The 15,003-nt window shown below is 65.8% G+C and carries 18 protein-coding genes; 6 read left to right on the plus strand and 12 right to left on the minus strand.

Annotation, left to right across the window (positions count from 1 at the left end):
* Positions 1 to 36 precede the first annotated feature (36 nt).
* Both QCE48_RS07890 and QCE48_RS07895 read left to right on the plus strand, forming a co-directional pair.
* Positions 37 to 708: a hypothetical protein gene (locus QCE48_RS07890; RefSeq protein ID WP_309785348.1), complete on the plus strand. Its 672-nt coding sequence runs from the start codon at positions 37 to 39 to the stop codon at positions 706 to 708.
* Positions 668 to 1,795, plus strand: a complete 1,128-nt coding sequence (locus tag QCE48_RS07895) for a diguanylate cyclase domain-containing protein (RefSeq protein WP_404982642.1) — start codon at positions 668 to 670, stop codon at positions 1,793 to 1,795. Before QCE48_RS07890 ends, QCE48_RS07895 begins: the two co-directional genes overlap by 41 nt.
* A 15-nt stretch (positions 1,796 to 1,810) precedes the next feature.
* On the opposite strand, the gene QCE48_RS07900 is transcribed toward QCE48_RS07895, so the two are convergent.
* Both QCE48_RS07900 and QCE48_RS07905 read right to left on the minus strand, forming a co-directional pair.
* Positions 1,811 to 2,728 carry a recombination-associated protein RdgC gene (locus QCE48_RS07900; protein ID WP_309785347.1) on the minus strand — a complete coding sequence of 306 codons (918 nt, stop codon included), beginning with the start codon at positions 2,726 to 2,728 and terminating at the stop codon, positions 1,811 to 1,813.
* Between the two features lie 61 nt (positions 2,729 to 2,789).
* Entirely contained in the window at positions 2,790 to 3,689 is a 900-nt protein-coding gene (locus QCE48_RS07905) for a DMT family transporter (RefSeq protein WP_309785346.1), read from the minus strand.
* A gap of 110 nt (positions 3,690 to 3,799) precedes the next feature.
* On the opposite strand from QCE48_RS07905, the gene QCE48_RS07910 reads away from it, so the two are divergent.
* Both QCE48_RS07910 and QCE48_RS07915 read left to right on the plus strand, forming a co-directional pair.
* Positions 3,800 to 4,267, plus strand: coding sequence for an Lrp/AsnC family transcriptional regulator (locus tag QCE48_RS07910; protein WP_309785345.1), 468 nt, complete (start codon positions 3,800 to 3,802; stop codon positions 4,265 to 4,267).
* Positions 4,268 to 4,356: 89 nt separating this feature from the next.
* Positions 4,357 to 4,674: a hypothetical protein gene (locus tag QCE48_RS07915; protein WP_309785344.1), complete on the plus strand. Its 318-nt coding sequence runs from the start codon at positions 4,357 to 4,359 to the stop codon at positions 4,672 to 4,674.
* A gap of 56 nt (positions 4,675 to 4,730) precedes the next feature.
* On the opposite strand, the gene QCE48_RS07920 is transcribed toward QCE48_RS07915, so the two are convergent.
* Complete coding sequence (locus tag QCE48_RS07920) at positions 4,731 to 4,892, minus strand: hypothetical protein (RefSeq protein ID WP_309785343.1); 162 nt, start codon at positions 4,890 to 4,892, stop codon at positions 4,731 to 4,733.
* Positions 4,893 to 5,131: 239 nt separating this feature from the next.
* Between QCE48_RS07920 and QCE48_RS07925 the strand changes: the two genes are divergently transcribed.
* Together QCE48_RS07925 and QCE48_RS07930 are read left to right on the plus strand one after the other, a co-directional pair.
* Positions 5,132 to 6,526, plus strand: a complete 1,395-nt coding sequence (locus QCE48_RS07925; RefSeq protein WP_309785341.1) for a selenium-binding family protein — start codon at positions 5,132 to 5,134, stop codon at positions 6,524 to 6,526.
* Between the two features lie 11 nt (positions 6,527 to 6,537).
* The gene (locus QCE48_RS07930) at positions 6,538 to 7,176 is read left to right on the plus strand and encodes a hypothetical protein (RefSeq protein ID WP_309785340.1); all 639 of its coding nucleotides are present in this window, start codon (positions 6,538 to 6,540) and stop codon (positions 7,174 to 7,176) included.
* Between the two features lie 39 nt (positions 7,177 to 7,215).
* On the opposite strand, the gene QCE48_RS07935 is transcribed toward QCE48_RS07930, so the two are convergent.
* The 9 genes from QCE48_RS07935 to QCE48_RS07975 form a co-directional block, all read right to left on the minus strand.
* A complete protein-coding gene (locus QCE48_RS07935; protein WP_309785339.1) occupies positions 7,216 to 8,415 on the minus strand; it encodes a porin in 1,200 nt (399 codons plus the stop codon).
* A gap of 10 nt (positions 8,416 to 8,425) precedes the next feature.
* Positions 8,426 to 9,931 (minus strand): aldehyde dehydrogenase family protein, encoded by a 1,506-nt coding sequence (locus tag QCE48_RS07940; protein ID WP_309785338.1) that lies wholly within the window; start codon positions 9,929 to 9,931, stop codon positions 8,426 to 8,428.
* A gap of 86 nt (positions 9,932 to 10,017) precedes the next feature.
* Positions 10,018 to 10,470, minus strand: a complete 453-nt coding sequence (locus tag QCE48_RS07945; RefSeq protein WP_309785337.1) for a cytochrome c — start codon at positions 10,468 to 10,470, stop codon at positions 10,018 to 10,020.
* The gene (locus tag QCE48_RS07950; protein WP_309785336.1) at positions 10,467 to 10,943 is read right to left on the minus strand and encodes a cytochrome c; all 477 of its coding nucleotides are present in this window, start codon (positions 10,941 to 10,943) and stop codon (positions 10,467 to 10,469) included. The genes QCE48_RS07945 and QCE48_RS07950 overlap by 4 nt, the downstream gene beginning before the upstream one ends.
* Positions 10,940 to 11,461: a methylamine dehydrogenase light chain gene (locus tag QCE48_RS07955; protein ID WP_087631050.1), complete on the minus strand. Its 522-nt coding sequence runs from the start codon at positions 11,459 to 11,461 to the stop codon at positions 10,940 to 10,942. The genes QCE48_RS07950 and QCE48_RS07955 overlap by 4 nt, the downstream gene beginning before the upstream one ends.
* A 45-nt stretch (positions 11,462 to 11,506) precedes the next feature.
* On the minus strand, positions 11,507 to 12,157 hold the full coding sequence (gene mauD, locus QCE48_RS07960; RefSeq protein ID WP_309785335.1) for a methylamine dehydrogenase accessory protein MauD: 651 nt from the start codon (positions 12,155 to 12,157) through the stop codon (positions 11,507 to 11,509).
* Complete coding sequence (locus tag QCE48_RS07965; protein ID WP_309785334.1) at positions 12,154 to 12,705, minus strand: MauE/DoxX family redox-associated membrane protein; 552 nt, start codon at positions 12,703 to 12,705, stop codon at positions 12,154 to 12,156. The genes mauD and QCE48_RS07965 overlap by 4 nt, the downstream gene beginning before the upstream one ends.
* Before the next feature lie 10 nt (positions 12,706 to 12,715).
* Positions 12,716 to 13,870, minus strand: a complete 1,155-nt coding sequence (locus QCE48_RS07970) for an amine dehydrogenase large subunit (RefSeq protein ID WP_309785333.1) — start codon at positions 13,868 to 13,870, stop codon at positions 12,716 to 12,718.
* Positions 13,871 to 14,034: 164 nt separating this feature from the next.
* Positions 14,035 to 14,976, minus strand: coding sequence for a helix-turn-helix domain-containing protein (locus tag QCE48_RS07975; RefSeq protein ID WP_309785332.1), 942 nt, complete (start codon positions 14,974 to 14,976; stop codon positions 14,035 to 14,037).
* Positions 14,977 to 15,003 lie beyond the last annotated feature (27 nt).

Consider the following 15,003-nt stretch of genomic DNA (forward strand, 5'->3'; position numbering starts at 1 on the left):
CCCTTCGTCTGACGAACCGTTTTCGGAGACGCTGCCATGGCAACACATGACATGCCGCCGACATCCGGGCGCCCATTGCCGGATGCCGACGTCGACCATTCGGACGACGATCTGCCGGAGCGCGCACCGCCGCGCTTCGGGCGCCTCGCGCTGTGGGTCGTATCGGCGAGCGCGCTGGCGGTCGGCGTCGCGGGGACGGTGGCTTATCGCGTGTGGTTCAGCCACGATCAGCGCGCCTACGTCGAAGCGATGGCGAACGCCCGCGAAACCCTCGGCATGAACCAGGCGGCCCGCGCGCAGCAGACGCTCTCCTACGGCGCCGTCGATACGTCGATACCGCCCGTGCGGCAAGTCGCCGTGGCAAACGCCGATGTCGAGCCGCGTGTCGCGCTCGACACCGCGACGAACGTCATGCCGCCCGACGACCCGGTTCAGTCGCCTACTCCGACCGCCATTCCAGCCGCGCCGGGCCGCCTCGCGGCCGCAAGCGCCGACGCCGCGCCCGTACCTGCAACCTCCGCGCGCGAAGCCGCGCCGAACCGGGCGAACCGTGCGTCGAATCAGGCGGTCGCGCAGAATCGCCGCCATCCGCCGCAGCGCGCCAAGCAGCCGCCGAGTCTCTTTGCCCGCATGGGTTCGTTTTTTCATCGCGTGAACTATCGACAGAATGTCAACGGAAGCCAGCGAGACGAATATTCCCGTCCGTGATTCGCGCCGCGCGCGGCCGGCGTTCATGCTGCGCTTTCGGCGGCCGGGACCGGCGCTGATCGCGGGTGCGTCGCTCGGCTGTCTGCTGATCGGCCTCCTGTTCGTCGCCGTGCAAGTGCGCGCGATCTTCTCGGGGCAGTTGCAGCAGGAATACATTGGGCTCGTGCTGGAAGCGGTCGATCGCGCGGAAGGTGCCCGCGACTCGGCGGCGGCGCTCGCCAACGCGCCTGCTGTCAGCGCCGATGCTCAAGCCGCCGATCCCGAAGCCTACCTTCGCGCGCGCCATGACCTGTCTGAACGGCTCGCCACGCTCGACGCGCTGGTGAGCGCAAGCCCGGCCCCGGCGCCGCCGTTTTCGAAGGCGGCGCTCGCCCCCGATGCCCCGTTCGATGCCGCGAGCCAGTCGCTCGATACGGCCGCGTCATACTGGCGCGCGCAGCGCGAAGCCGTCAGCGACGCGATGCGCAACCGCATTTCGCGGGTCGCCGACACGCTGATCCTGCTCTCGGCCATCGTCTTCGGCGTGCTGGTCACGGCGCTCGGCATGTATGCGAAGCACAACCGGCTGCTCGCGGGCCAATCGCACGAATTCGAGCACGCCGCGCTGCACGACGCCATGACCGGCCTGCCGAACCGGCGCCGGCTCTTCGCCGCGCTGGAAGCGACGGCGAAGAGCGCGGGCCGGATCGCGGTGCTGTACATCGACCTGGACGGTTTCAAGCGCGTGAACGACACGCAAGGCCACCGCATCGGCGACGAATTCCTGATCGCGGTGTCAAGGCGCTTTCGGCAGTCGGTGCGCACGGGCGACGTCGTCGCGCGCATCGGCGGCGACGAGTTCGCGGTGCTCGTCGCACGATTCGAATCCGATTCCGAACTCGCCGCGATCGCGCAGCGCCTGATCGCCTGCGTCGCGCAGACAGACCAGCAGATGGCGCTCGGACTCGTGCGCGCGAGCATCGGGATCGCGACATTCCCCGATCGCGTCGACGACTACTGGCGCCTAGTCGCCGCCGCCGACGAAACCATGTACGAGGTCAAGCGCAACGGCAAGAACGGCTTCGCGTTCGCGCCGGCTTCGTCGTAAGCGCCTCACTCCGCCTCAGGCCGCCGCCTGTTGCGCGCCTTCGACTTCGCCGCCGAGCGCGTCGGCGAGATCGGCGAAAAGACGTGCGAGTTCCGCCGTCATCAGCGTGAAGTCGGATTCGAAACGCTCGTCGTCGTTGTGCGCGGTCGGATCGGACGCTTCCTTGATCACGTCGAGCGGGCTCACGCGCTTGAGCGCGAGCGACGGCGTCAGCACGAACGACACCCGGTCGTTCCACGTCATCGCGAGCCGCATGCACTGCTTGCCGCCTTCGATGTGGCGCCGCATGTCATCGACATCGAGTGCGTGGCCGACGTAGCGCACCGTCGCGTTGCCTTCGCCCGTCGAGCGCAGTTCCGTGTCCTGGTCGAGCGTGAAGCCGCCGGGCGCCTCGCCCGACAGGAGCCATTCGGTCATCGCGGAGACGGGCGAGCGCGCGACGCGCAGCGTGTCGAGCGGCAGGCGGTCGATCGACTTGACGAGCAGGCTGCGCACTTCGTCCGCGAGCGTCGGCGACGCGGCGTCGATCGCGAGCCAGCCGTTCACCGTATCGATCCAGACGCGCGTGTCGCGTCGAATGCTGAAGGCGCGCGGCAGGAGTTCGTCGGTGACCTGCTCCTTGAGTTCGCGCATCTGCTTGCGGGCGGGTTTGAAGCCCTGCTGCTCTTCGAGTTCGGCGGCGCGCGCCTTCGTCACCTGATTCACGACGGACGCCGGCAGCAGCTTCTTTTCCGCGCGATAGACGAGCAGCATCTGGCGATTGGTGGAATAGACGAGCGCGCCGTCATCGCGCGGCGACGCCCAGCCGTGCGCCTGCATCTCGACGGTGTTGCCGGGCGCGAAGGCGTGCGCGGCGAGCCACGTTTCCAGTTGATCGGGCGTGACGGCCCAGCGGACCGGAAGACGGTGAAGCTGAAGGTTCTTGAACCACATGGGAGCGCCCTGCAAAAAGCAAAGCGGGCCATTCTAACCGAGCGTGGCATCGATGCGCGTTTCAGTTCGCCTCAGCCCGCCGCGCCGGCACGATGCGCCAGCCGAGATTGACGCCCGCGGCGGCCAGAAGGATCAGCGCGGCGCCCGCGACCTGCATCCACGCGAGGCGCTGGCCGAACGCGAGCCAGTCGACGGCGATCGCCACCACCGGATAGATGAACGACAGCGCGCCCGTCATCGCGGTCGGCAGTTTCTGGATCGCGCCGTAGAGCAGCACATACATCAGCCCCGTGTTGACCACGCCGAGCACGACGAGGTCGATCCATCCGGAATGCGCGGCGGGCAACTGGTCGAAGCGCACGAACGGCGCGAGCAGCGCGACGCCGAGCGATACGTGCAGGAGCGCGATCAGATGCGGCGGCGTGCCCTTCAGGCGCTTCGTGACGATCGACGAGATCGCGTACAGGAACGCCGCTCCGAGCGCGTAGCCGATGCCTTCGAGATACTGCCCCGGCATCGCGAGCACGGCCGGCTCGACGCGCACCACCATCACGAGCCCCGCGAACGCGATGCCGAGCCAGGCGAGCGTCGAGCGCGTCACGCGTTCGCGCAGCACGAGCACGCCGAGCGCGACGAGCATGAACGGCTGCGTGTTGTAGACGGTCGTCGCCATCGAGATCGACGCGCGCGAATAGGCCGCGAAGAGCAGCAGCCAGTTGCCGACGATCGCGACGCTGCCGAGCGCGACGAGCGCCAGCATGCGCGGCGAAAAGTAATGCCGGCGCAGCATGCCGAGCGCGGCGCATACGGCAAGCAGCGTGGCGCCGCCGAACACGCAGCGAAAGAACACGACGTTCATCGGCGTCTGCCCGGACGAGACGACCAGCCAGCCGATCGTGCCGGACATCAGCATCGCGGTGCTCATTTCGATTGCGCCGCGGCGCGTTTCAGTGGTGTGCATGATTCCGTGCAAGGGAGTGTCGATGCGAATCAGTTTATCGACGCTCGGCGCGCGAAACCATGCACGAAATCAGGCAAACTGGCCGTTCCACCTTCCGTTTGAAGCCGACCATGCCGAAAAGCCTTTCGACGCCGACCACCGCCCTCGACGACCTCGACCGCGAACTCATCTCGATTCTCGCCGACGATGGCCGCATCGCGATGAGCGAGCTTGCGCGGCGCATCGGATTGTCGGCGCCGAGCACGGCCGAGCGCGTGCGCCGGCTCGAAACGCTCGGCGTGATCCAGGGCTTCGGCGTGCAGATCGACCCGCGCGCACTCGGCTACACGCTGCAGGCGATCGTGCGCGTGAAGCCGTTGCCGGGCCAGTTGCATCTCGTGGAGGAAGCGATCCGGCGCATTCCGGAATTCGTCGAATGCGACAAGGTCACGGGCGACGACTGCTTCATCTGCCGGCTCTTCCTGCATTCGATCGAACAACTCGATGCGATTCTCTCGAAGGTCACGGAGCGCGCCGAGACGAGCACGGCAATCGTCAAGTCGACGCCCGTCGCGCGCAGGCTGCCGCCGCTTGCCTGAGCGATGCGCGGCATCGGATAAAGGGCACGAGTGAGCCGTGTGCGGCGCAACGGCGCTACACTGGGTGGCGAATCACCAGGAGGAACACCATGCCCGACATCGACGCCGACCGCACTTTCCGCGGGCTTCCCCTGACCGCCGAACAGGACGCCGAAGTCCGCCATTACATCAAGAAGAAGAAGCAGCACGGCGAGCCGTGGGACACGCCCGAACTGAGCGCCATGCTGCGCGACATGCTGGAGCCGCCCGCCGAGGACGACCTGATCGACGGCGAGTCCGACGATGAAACGCGCGCGGTGTCGGAACGCGCGTCGGCCTTCATCGACGAAGCGATGGACCCGATCGAAGCGAAAGAGGAATGGAACGCGGCAATGGAAGCCGAGGCCATGAAAGGATCGAAGCGCTGAAAGACGGCGCGCGATCGCGCCGTCAGGGCCGCATTGCGCGGCCCGTTACTCGCGAATCAGTGCCTGTGCCGCATCCAGTCGCGAAGCGCATGGGTGTCGAGCCAGCGCGCGGCATGCGGCTCTCCCTTGTGCTCGGCCCGATGGCGGGTCGCCAGCACGACGGCAATACAAAGCACCACTACGATTCCCACTATCAAGCTGATCATCGGCTCAGTCATGGCAGCCTCCTCCGAGGTCGGGGCCATGCCTACATTGTAGGTGAGCTGCCGATTATCACCAGGCTTCACCATTCGCCCTTTCGATCGCTGCGGCTCGATTCCCGTGATTGAATCGCTTATGTCATAGGGGCGATGCCGCTTTCGCTGCGCTGCGGCATCGGGCGGGCGGTCCACAGGTGTGCAGAAGGTGTCCTATAGTGCAAGCACCACTTGGCTAAACCTCGCATGGGAGACGCACGATGGCGACATGGAGACCGGACCCGAGCTTCTACCCGTCACCGAGGCTGGCGGCCAAGGCGCCGCCCGAGACGCTCGCCTACGTCGCAACCTTCGATCCCGGCCGGCAGCAGCCCGACGCCATCGCGGTGGTCGATGTCGATCCGCAGTCGGCCACCTACACGCAGATCGTCGGCGAACTGGCGATGCCCAACACCGGCGACGAACTGCATCACTTCGGCTGGAACGCGTGCTCCTCGTGCCTGTGCCCGAATGCGCCGCATCCGCACGTCGAGCGGCGTTATCTGGTCGTGCCGGGGCTGCGTTCGTCGCGCATCCATATCGTCGACACGAAGCCCGATCCGAGGAACCTGACGATCGTCAAGACGATCGAGCCCGAAGAGATCGCCGAGAAGACCGGCTATACGCGTCCGCACACCGTTCACTGCGGCCCGGGCGGCATCTATGTGACCGCGCTCGGAAATGCGGAGGGCAAGGCGCCCGGCGGCATCATGCTGCTCGACCAGCAGAGCTTCGATCCGCTCGGACGCTGGGAAGTCGAGCGCGGCCCGCAGCAGCTCGCCTACGACGGCTGGTGGCATCTCGGCTACGACACGCTCGTCACGAGCGAATGGGGCACGCCTGACACGTTCGAGAACGGCCTCGTCCCGGAGATCCTGCTCGGCGCGAAGTACGGCAGGAAACTGCACTTCTGGGACTTCACGCGCCGCAAACACGTGCAGGAGATCGACTTCGGCGACGAATACCAGCTCGTTTTCGAACTGCGTCCCGCGCACGATCCGACCAAGCCGTATGGCTTCGTCAATTGCGTGATCAGCCTGAAGGATCTGTCGTCGTCGATCTGGACGTGGTATCGCGACAAGGACAAGTGGGCGGTGAAGAAGATCATCGACATCCCCGCCGAACCCGCCGACGCCTCCGTGCTGCCGCCGATGCTCAAGGGCTTCGGCGCGGTGCCGCCGCTCGTCTCGGACATCGACCTGTCGATGGACGACCGCTTTCTCTACGTCTCGTGCTGGGGCACCGGCGACATGCTGCAATACGACGTCTCCGATCCGTTCGCACCGAAGTTGACGGGCAAGATTCGCATCGGCGGGATCGTGGCGCGCGAGACGCATCCGGGCGCGAAGAACGGCGCGCTCAACGGCGGACCGCAGATGGTGGAAGTGAGCCGCGACGGGCGCCGGGTCTACTTCACGAATTCGCTGTACGGCGCGATCGACGACCAGTTCTATCCCAAAGGCATCGAAGGCTGGATGGTCAAGCTCGACGCCGATCCTGCGGGCGGTCTCGCCGCCGACAAGGATTTCTTCATCGACTGGCCCAAGGGCCGCCGGCCGCACCAGATCCGTCTGCAAGGCGGCGACTGCTCGTCCGATTCGTACTGCTATCCGTAAGCGCCGCCTTCATGGAGACGCAATCGGCCACGCTCTGGCTGTCCGCCGCAGGGCTCGGCGCTTTTCACGGCATCAATCCCGCGATGGGCTGGCTCTTCGCCGTCGCGCTCGGTCTTTACGCGCATAGCCGTCGCGTCGTGCTGATCTCGCTCGTGCCGATCGCGATCGGCCACGCGGCGTCGGTCGCGCTCGTGCTGGGCGGCGCACTCACGCTCGGCTCGCTCGTCGATCACGTCTATCTGAACCGCGCGTGCGGCGTGCTGCTGATCGGCTGGGGCGTATGGTGCGCGGTGCGCGGGCATCGCGGCAAACCTGTCGTTGGGATGCGAACCGGGCTCGCCGGACTCGCGCTGTGGTCGTTCCTGATGTCGAGTGCGCATGGCGCGGGGTTCATGCTGATACCCGCGCTGTTGCCGCTGTGCGCGGCGGCGGGATCGACCGGATCGGGGGCGCTCGCGCATGCGCTGCCGCTCGGCGCGCTCGCCCTCGCGATCCATACGCTCGCGATGCTCGCCGTCATCGCGGCGATTTCCATGTTCGTCTACGAGCGCGCCGGCGGTCTCGGCTTTCTGCGCACCGGCTGGATCAACGCGGACTTCGTGTGGAGCGCCGCGCTCGTGCTGTGCGGCGTCGTGCTGCTCGTCGTGTAGGACCGGCCCGCGCATCCTGCCGCGCGGGCCGGCGGCGCATCAGAAGTTATGCCGGATGCCGAGTGTCACCGACAACTGGCGGTCGTTGTTCGAATTCGGCAGATTCGGAATCTGCGCGTAGTTCGCCGCCGCGCCCGTCGCCGGATCGACGCCGATGCCTGCGCCCGTCGCCTTCTGCATGATCGCGATGCCATAGAGCGCGGTGCGCTTGGACAGCGCGTAGTTCGCGCCGAGGTTCACCTGATGAAAGCGCGTCGACGAACCGCCGTCCGGCTTCGCGACGTTGTAGATGTACGCCGCGCCCAGTTGCAGGAACGGCGACAGCGCATACGTCAGGTTGATCTCGCCGATGTCGAACGCGATGTTGCGGCCGATCGGCTCGGCGGCGCTCGCGAAGTAGCGGCTGTGATCGAGCAGGCTATGCGTGTAGGCGAGCGCGATCGTCGCGGGCCCGATCGCGTAGGACGCCGCCGCGCCCCAGGCTTTCAGCGCGTCGGCGTTCTGCAACTGGCAATAGAGCGCCGACGCGTTGCTGCACGCGAAGTCGCCGATATAGCCCGCGCTGCCGCCGAGCGCCGCATCGAGTGGATTCTGCAGGTTCAGATAGCCCGCGCTCACCGACACCGGCGCCATCGCGTAAGTCGCCGCGAACGAATAGCCGCGGTTCTGCGCGAAATCGCCCGCGACACCGCCGAGGCTGAACGTGCCGCCGAGCGTGAAGCCGTGCCAGTCCGGGCTCACGTACTTGATCGCGTTGTTGAAGTTGAACGCTTCGTTGAGGTTGTCGACGTCGCCGATGTGTGAGCCGTAAAGCGTCGCCCAGTTGTTGCTCGACACGTAGGGCCCGAGGAAGTCGGAGTACGAGTCGTACTGGCGGCCGAACGACAGCGTGCCATAGCCGTCCTTCGCGAGCCCGACCCAGGCCTGCCGGTTAAAGAGCGAACCGCTTTGCACGAAGTTGCCGGAGCCCGTGTAGAAGCTGTTCTCCAGCATGAAGGTGGCCTTCAGTCCGCCGCCTAAGTCTTCCACGCCTTGCAGGCCGTAGCGCGACGGCACCAGATTGCCGCCCGTCATCTGCCAGCCGTGACCCGCGCCGATGCTGCCGTCGGGGCGCGTGAACTGCTGGCTGCTCGTGTAGGTGGTGCCGGCATCGACGGTGCCGTAGAGCGTCACCGAACTCTGCGCCGATGCATACGTGGAGGCGCCAAGGAGCGCGGCGGCCAGCAAGCGTTTCTTCATGGGTCCGATCTCACGCATGGTTGATGAGCACCGATTTCGTTTCGGTGTACATATCTATCGCGGCGCGGCCGAGTTCGCGTCCGAAGCCCGACTGCTTGAAGCCGCCGAAGGGCATCGCGTTGTCGAGCAGCGAGTGGCAGTTGACCCACACCGTGCCCGCCCTGATGCGCGGAATCAGCTTGTGCACCGCCGAGAGATCGTTCGACCAGATGCTCGCGCCTAAGCCATAGGGCGTGTCGTTCGCCTGCGCGATGACCGCGTCGGTGTCCTTGAAGCGCATCGCGACCAGCACCGGCCCGAAGATTTCCTCGCGCACGACGCGCATCGAATGATCGGTATCGACGAGCACGGTCGGCTCGACGAAAAAGCCAGCGCCCTCGCCTCGCCTGCCGCCCGCGATCGCGCGCGCGCCTTCGGTGTGGCCTGCGTCGATATAGCCGAGCACGCGATCGAGCTGGCGCGCCGAGACGAGCGGCCCGATCTGCGTCGCCGGATCGAGGCCCGGGCCGATCTTCATCGACTTCGCGATCGCGGCCACGCGTTCCATCACGCGATCGAACACCTTGTCGTGCACATAGACGCGCGAGCCCGCAGTGCAGACTTGTCCCGAGTTGAAGAAGATCGCATTGGCGACGCCTTCGGCGGCCTTGTCGATATCGACGTCGGGCAGCACGATCACCGGCGACTTGCCGCCCAGTTCGAGCGACATGCGCGTCATGTTGTCGAGCGCGGCGTGGCCGATGGCACGGCCGGTCGGTGTCGAGCCGGTGAAGGCGATCTTGTCGAGGCCCGGGTGGCTGGCGAGCGCGGCGCCCGCGGTCCTGCCGTAGCCCGTGACAATGTTGACGACGCCGGCCGGAAAGCCCGTTTCGGTCAGCAGTTCGCCGAGACGCAGCGCGGAAAGCGGCGTGTCTTCGGCGGGTTTGAGCACGACGGTGCAACCGGCGGCGAGCGCGGGCGCGAGCTTCCATGCGGCCATCAGCAGCGGGAAATTCCACGGAATGATCGCGCCGACCACACCGACCGCTTCTTTCCTCGTGTAGGCGAAGAACGCATTGGACGGGCTGTATGGAATCGATGCATCGACCGTGCTGCCTTCGATCTTCGTCGCCCAGCCGGCCATATAGCGAAAGCAATGCGCCGCCATCGACACGTCGAGTGCTTCGGCTACCGCCACCGGCTTTCCATTGTCGAGCGCTTCGAGCTCGGCCAATTCGCGGGCGTTGGCTTCGATGGCGTCGGCGGCGCGCAGCAAGAGACGCTCGCGGTCGCTCGGCTTCATGCGCGACCAGGCGGAATCGTCGAAGGCGCGGCGCGCGGCCTGCACCGCACGGTCGACGTCCGATTCGTGCGCGGCCGGGACGCGGCACAGTACGCTGCCATCGGCGGGATTGGTCACGTCGATCGTTTCGCCGCTCGCGCTTGCGTGCCAGGTGCCGTCGATCAACATGCACTTTTCGGCCGCGATGAATGCGCGGGTTTTGTCGAGTATCGCGTAGGGTTTTCGGGCAGTCATGTTTGTCTCCTTTGAGGTGGTCTTTTGTTTGAACACCGTTTTAAGCGCCTGCGCTTTCGGCGGACCCAGAACGATCTAAACACTTGCTAATAGCGCTCGGGCACGGTGGTGATGCCATTGGCCTGAAGCTTCTTGACGAGCCCCATGCGCGTCTTAGCGACATCAGTAAGCGCGGGCCGCCGATGCGTCGAAATCTCCTCAGCGGTATAAGGCCTGAAACCCACAGGCCGCGACGACGCGTTCATCGTCGCAAGCACCCAATTGAGAACATTGGCGAGTTCCGCATCGCTTAGCGCCGAGTTCGATGCGCCCGGTACGCGCATCACGAACTCCCGCCCCTCCGGCATGCCGACGAAATGCCCGAGCGACTCGCGCAGCGCGGGCACCTTGCCGGGAATGCCGGAACCGTCGGCCGTGTGGCAGCCCATGCAGTTGAGCACCCAGCCCTGCCTCGCCTGAACGGCGTCGTATGCCTCGGCGCTCGCTGCCGCTGCGTGCAGGGCCATCGCCGCAAGAAGAACGACGCCGGCCAGCTTCATAGCCCGAGACTCTTCACGACGCCTTCGCGCTGCGCATGCACCGCGGAGCCGACGACGGGGCTCGCCCGCAGCGCCTTGATCTGTTCGGCGTCGAAAGGCTTCGCGCTGCCGTGCTGCGCATTCAGGTCGAACACGACATAGTTGAGCACCTCGGCAATCTCGGCATCGGACATCGAAGAGAACGACGGCATCTTGAAGTTGTAGCTCTTGTCCTTGACCTTGATCGGCCCGAACATGCCATAGAGCACCGTATGTCCAAGATGCCTGCGGCCTTCGTCGGTGCCCGCGTACTTGCCCGGGTATTCGACCAGTGGCGGCGCAAGCCCGTCCATCCCCTTGCCGCCCGCCTGATGGCAGACGACGCACTTGCCGTCGAAGGTCGCCTTGCCGCCTGCGTACTGCACGGCCTGCGCCTGCGCGAGCGAAGCGCCGCACGCGAGCGCGGTCGCGATAAGCGTAGTGGTGACTTTCATTGCTTCGCCGCCCCGAGCAGGACCGACACGGAACAGTGATAGTTCGCGTTGCCGTTCGCCATGCACCAGTTGATGTCGTTGTTCAGCGAGAGCTTGTAGAGCGGCTTCTCGCGTTCGTTGCGATTGCAGAAGCAGCGTCCGCACGAAGTCTTGCCGCAGCAATCGTTGTACGACACGATGTAGTCGGAGCCGTCGTGCGGATTGCGGCAGGTGCCGATCCACGTGATCGGCGATGCCGTCGTGCCTGGCGGGCAACTGCTCGACGTGCCGCCACAGCAACTGCACAGCCAGCCGTCGATCGCGCAGTATTTCCAGTAATCGCAGCTCGTCGGGTCGTCGGTCTTCGACGCACCCGGCTTCTTCGGCTCGGCCGCGTAAGCCGTGCGATCGACGGGCAACAGCGGCACGACCGCCGATCCGACCAGCACCTTCCCGAGCTTCGCCATTGCGCTGCGCCGCGAGGAACGCTGCGCGACGCCGCGCGCCGAGTGTTCGAAAAATGAGTCCAGCCATTTCATAGACGCTGTCCTTGGTTCACGTGTGGGATCGTTAAAGCGCGCGTCTTACGCGTGCCGGGCGTGTTCGTGATCGTGCTCATGATCGTGTCCATGAGCGGCATGCTCGCTGCCGTGCACGAACTCCTGAAGCGATGCGACGCCGCGTTCCTTCGCCTCGAAAAGACTCTCCAGATGCTCGCGCGTATTGACGAGCCCTTTCGCGCGCACCTTGCCTTCGTCGTCGAGCAGCACGGCGTAAGGCAGCTTGCCGATCTGGTATGCGAGGCCCAGTTCCTGAGACAGCACGTAAGGCAGTTGCGGAAGACCCGTCTTTCGATAGAACGCCGCGTGCTCGGTCACGTCGCCGTCGCTTGCGAGGACGACATCGGTCGCGCCTTCACGCGCCTGAATCGAAGGCAGGAGTGGCAGCAGCTTCTTGCAGACGGGGCAAGTCGGCGAGAGGAAAAAGAGAAGCGTGCTGCGGCGTGCCGGCGAGATGCCGCCCACCTTCACCGCGCGCCCGGCGAGATCCAGCAGTTCGAACGAAGGCGCGATGGCACCGACGGCCGGACCCTTGTCGATCATCAGGGCGCCCGCGGGCATCATGCGTTCGTAGAGGATGCCGACCTGCCGCACGAGCGCGAGGCAGATCGCGCCGAGCGCGAGCAAGGCGGCCCAGGAGAGCGCGGTCGAAATGATCAGAGCGGTTTGCATCATGAGTTCCTTAAGTGTTCGAGCTTGGGAAGATTGGCGAGCAGCACGTCGAGCGTGAGCGTCGCGGCGACGGCGAAGAGCGTTCCGGCACCAACCGTCAGGTAGTCGAACCAGACGATCGCGCGCGGGTCCGGGGCGACGAGTGCCGCCGCTGCCGCGACACCGAGCAGCGCGACACGCGCCACGTGCCACCAGCCGATGCGCTTCTCCGACGTGCGCGAGGCCGAAGCGAAGCCTGCGCAGCCGCAGTCGATATCGGTATTGCCGCGCAGGATGTTGATGGCGAGCGCGCTGCCGAACGCGGCGAACAGCACGATCAGGAGCACGGCGGAAGCATTGCGCGTCGCTGGGAACAGCAGCCCGGTTGCGCCTAGCGCTTCGAGCAACGGCACCGCGTAGGCCATCGGCATGACGACGAACGACGGCAGCAGGCGGTAAGCCACAAGCGACGCGCCGAACTTCGCCGGCTCGCGCAGCTTCGCGGCCGCGCCGATCAAAACGACGATCGCGACCGCCGCGACGCACACCATGAGAACGACGGGATCGAGCATGGCGGCCACCTCAAGGATTGACGAGCAGCGTCGACGTCGAGCCGAGCTGTTTTTCGACGTGCTTCAGCTTGCCGGTCTGCGCATCCATCACGACGAGATCGGAGGTCGGCGTGAGGCCGTAGAAAAGCGGCTTGTCGTCGATGCTGACCTGGATCGAGAGGAACGGATCGATCTTCTGCTTCGCCAGATCCCAGCGCGCGATGCGCTTTTTCGTCGACGTATCGAAGACCCATACTTCGGTCGCCGGGTCCTTGTGCGAACCGTCGGCGCCCTTGTGCATCGCGACGTAGAGGCGATGCGTGCCGGCATGCAACGCGATCTGCTGAAGACCGCCCGGACGCCAGCCCGCTTTCTTCTCCTGCGCGCTGACGAGCGGCCACGGCGTGCCGAACGCAGGCGCGTCGCCCGAGAAATCGGCGGTGCGCACGCTGCCTTCGTAGGTGAGGAACCAGTACTGGTTGCCCTCGCGCGCGGCGTTGATGAACGCCGGATCGCGATCGACGTCGATGAACGCGTCGGAGAGCTTGCGGCTCGCTTCCTTGCCGTTCGCATCGAGCGTGATGGTCAATGCCTTGCCGCTCTCGCACATCGCCGAGAAGCGGTTGTTTCCGCTCGGATACGCGAGCACGCAGCCGTCCGTGTCGACTTCGCCGAGCACCTTCTTCGCGGCCGTGTCGATCACCGTGACCGAGGTCGACGGCGTGACGTTCGCGACATAGAGGAAGTGGCCGTCGTCGGATAGCGCGGTGTTGTACGGCGACGGCACGTGCTGTCCGTGCTTCGGCGGAATCGCGATTTCGCCGGTGACGGCGAGCGTCGTGTTGTCGATCAGCTCTACGACGTCGGTGCGATCGCCGTGCGAGCCGCGCGCGAAATACGTGGTCGCGATGTAGCTCGTCTTGTGGTCCGGCGAGATCGCGAAGCCCGGCGCAAAGCCGCCGTCGATCTGGCCGAGGAAGCGGTTGGCATCGGCATCGAAGACATGCACCCGCGCATCGGTCATGCTCGCGAACGAGATGTCCGGCACGTAGATCTGGTGCGGACTATAGGGCGGAACCTTGGCGACGGTCAGCTCTTCCGGCTTCTCGGCGGCGCTCGCCAGATGCCATGCCACTAGACCAGACATCACCGCCGCCATCGAGGCGGCCAGCCGTCTGCGTTTCATCGTATCCCCTCCGTAGGTCTATCGTGGGACAGACTCTAAGGCGAGGAAAAACGGCGGTCGCGCCGGGAACGGCAAGGCGTGCTTGCCGATTTGGGATAGTCGAAAGACGGGTGAAAGAGAGGACCGCGAACGCCTGTTCTAATCGTTCGCTGGGCGGCAAAAGCTTAAGAACGGCGAGCCGTCTGCGACGGCAGTTCGCCGAACTGATTGCGATAGTCGCTCGCAAAATGGCCCAGATGCGTGAAGCCCCATCGGGCCGCGGCTTCGGCAACCGGGACGTCGCATTGAGGCGTCGAGAGCAAAAGGCGCCGCACCTCCATCAGGCGGATCGAGCGCAGGTAATTCGCGGGATTCGTCTGCGCGACCGCCTGAAAGCTGTTTTGAATCGTGCGGCGGGAGACACGCAGCGCCGCGCACAGATCGAGCACCGACACCGGCTCCTCCGGGCGCGCGAGCACGAGTTCGTGGCTGCGCCACACGATCTCGTGCTGGCAGGCCTGCGTGAGGCGGCTCGTCTGGTCGGGGAAATGATAGGTGATGAGATCGAGGATGCCTTCGGCCACTTCCTGCGCGAAGCGGCGCTGCCCGTCCTGATCGGCGATGCGCTCCGGCTGCGCGAGCACGCGTTCGAGCGCCTCGACCATGCGCCGGCCCGCCCGGATGCCGGCCGCAGGCGGAATGTCGATGACATCGCGGTCGAACAGCGCGTCGTCCAGGTCGATGCCGGCGGCGTCCGCGACCCTGCCGAGCACGCGCGGTTCGATGGCAATCCCCACGAGCGACATGTCCGCCGGCGAATGCAGTGTGAATTCCTTCGCCCCCGACGCGACGACCATCGCGCCCTGCTCCAGCTTCACGCCGCGAAAGGTGAAAGGCGCGCTGCCGTTGAGCGCGAGTCCGAACGTGGTGTAACCCGCCGGCAGGCCGCCGCGCTGGACCACGCGCACGTTCGCCGCCTCCTGAAAGACCTGCACGCCTTCTACGGCGACCTGCTTGACCGTGCTCTGGAACGCGCCCGCCCCGATCTGGTCGTAGCGCTGGTCCCAGCCGCGCAGCGAGGCCGCATGCCGGTCTGCGTCGTTGAATACTTCGTGATTGACGTACACGGCGTCTCCTTTGTCCCATGCAACCCG

Origin of the sequence: Caballeronia sp. LZ024 (genome assembly GCF_031451455.1) — a bacterium.
Lineage (GTDB): Bacteria > Pseudomonadota > Gammaproteobacteria > Burkholderiales > Burkholderiaceae > Caballeronia > Caballeronia telluris.

Bases quoted from the DNA above. Each gene is read 5' to 3' on its own strand.
- mauD (WP_309785335.1), bottom strand. From the start codon at position 12,157: ATGATGCAAACCGCTCTGATCATTTCGACCGCGCTCTCCTGGGCCGCC.
- QCE48_RS07900 (WP_309785347.1), bottom strand. From the start codon at position 2,728: ATGTGGTTCAAGAACCTTCAGCTTCACCGTCTTCCGGTCCGCTGGGCC.
- QCE48_RS07925 (WP_309785341.1), top strand. From the start codon at position 5,132: ATGGCGACATGGAGACCGGACCCGAGCTTCTACCCGTCACCGAGGCTG.
- QCE48_RS07945 (WP_309785337.1), bottom strand. From the start codon at position 10,470: ATGAAGCTGGCCGGCGTCGTTCTTCTTGCGGCGATGGCCCTGCACGCA.
- QCE48_RS07910 (WP_309785345.1), top strand. From the start codon at position 3,800: ATGCCGAAAAGCCTTTCGACGCCGACCACCGCCCTCGACGACCTCGAC.
- QCE48_RS07920 (WP_309785343.1), bottom strand. From the start codon at position 4,892: ATGACTGAGCCGATGATCAGCTTGATAGTGGGAATCGTAGTGGTGCTT.
- QCE48_RS07935 (WP_309785339.1), bottom strand. From the start codon at position 8,415: ATGAAGAAACGCTTGCTGGCCGCCGCGCTCCTTGGCGCCTCCACGTAT.
- QCE48_RS07890 (WP_309785348.1), top strand. From the start codon at position 37: ATGGCAACACATGACATGCCGCCGACATCCGGGCGCCCATTGCCGGAT.
- QCE48_RS07970 (WP_309785333.1), bottom strand. From the start codon at position 13,870: ATGAAACGCAGACGGCTGGCCGCCTCGATGGCGGCGGTGATGTCTGGT.
- QCE48_RS07905 (WP_309785346.1), bottom strand. From the start codon at position 3,689: ATGCACACCACTGAAACGCGCCGCGGCGCAATCGAAATGAGCACCGCG.
- QCE48_RS07895 (WP_404982642.1), top strand. From the start codon at position 668: ATGTCAACGGAAGCCAGCGAGACGAATATTCCCGTCCGTGATTCGCGC.
- QCE48_RS07950 (WP_309785336.1), bottom strand. From the start codon at position 10,943: ATGAAAGTCACCACTACGCTTATCGCGACCGCGCTCGCGTGCGGCGCT.
- QCE48_RS07955 (WP_087631050.1), bottom strand. From the start codon at position 11,461: ATGAAATGGCTGGACTCATTTTTCGAACACTCGGCGCGCGGCGTCGCG.
- QCE48_RS07915 (WP_309785344.1), top strand. From the start codon at position 4,357: ATGCCCGACATCGACGCCGACCGCACTTTCCGCGGGCTTCCCCTGACC.
- QCE48_RS07940 (WP_309785338.1), bottom strand. From the start codon at position 9,931: ATGACTGCCCGAAAACCCTACGCGATACTCGACAAAACCCGCGCATTC.
- QCE48_RS07930 (WP_309785340.1), top strand. From the start codon at position 6,538: ATGGAGACGCAATCGGCCACGCTCTGGCTGTCCGCCGCAGGGCTCGGC.
- QCE48_RS07965 (WP_309785334.1), bottom strand. From the start codon at position 12,705: ATGCTCGATCCCGTCGTTCTCATGGTGTGCGTCGCGGCGGTCGCGATC.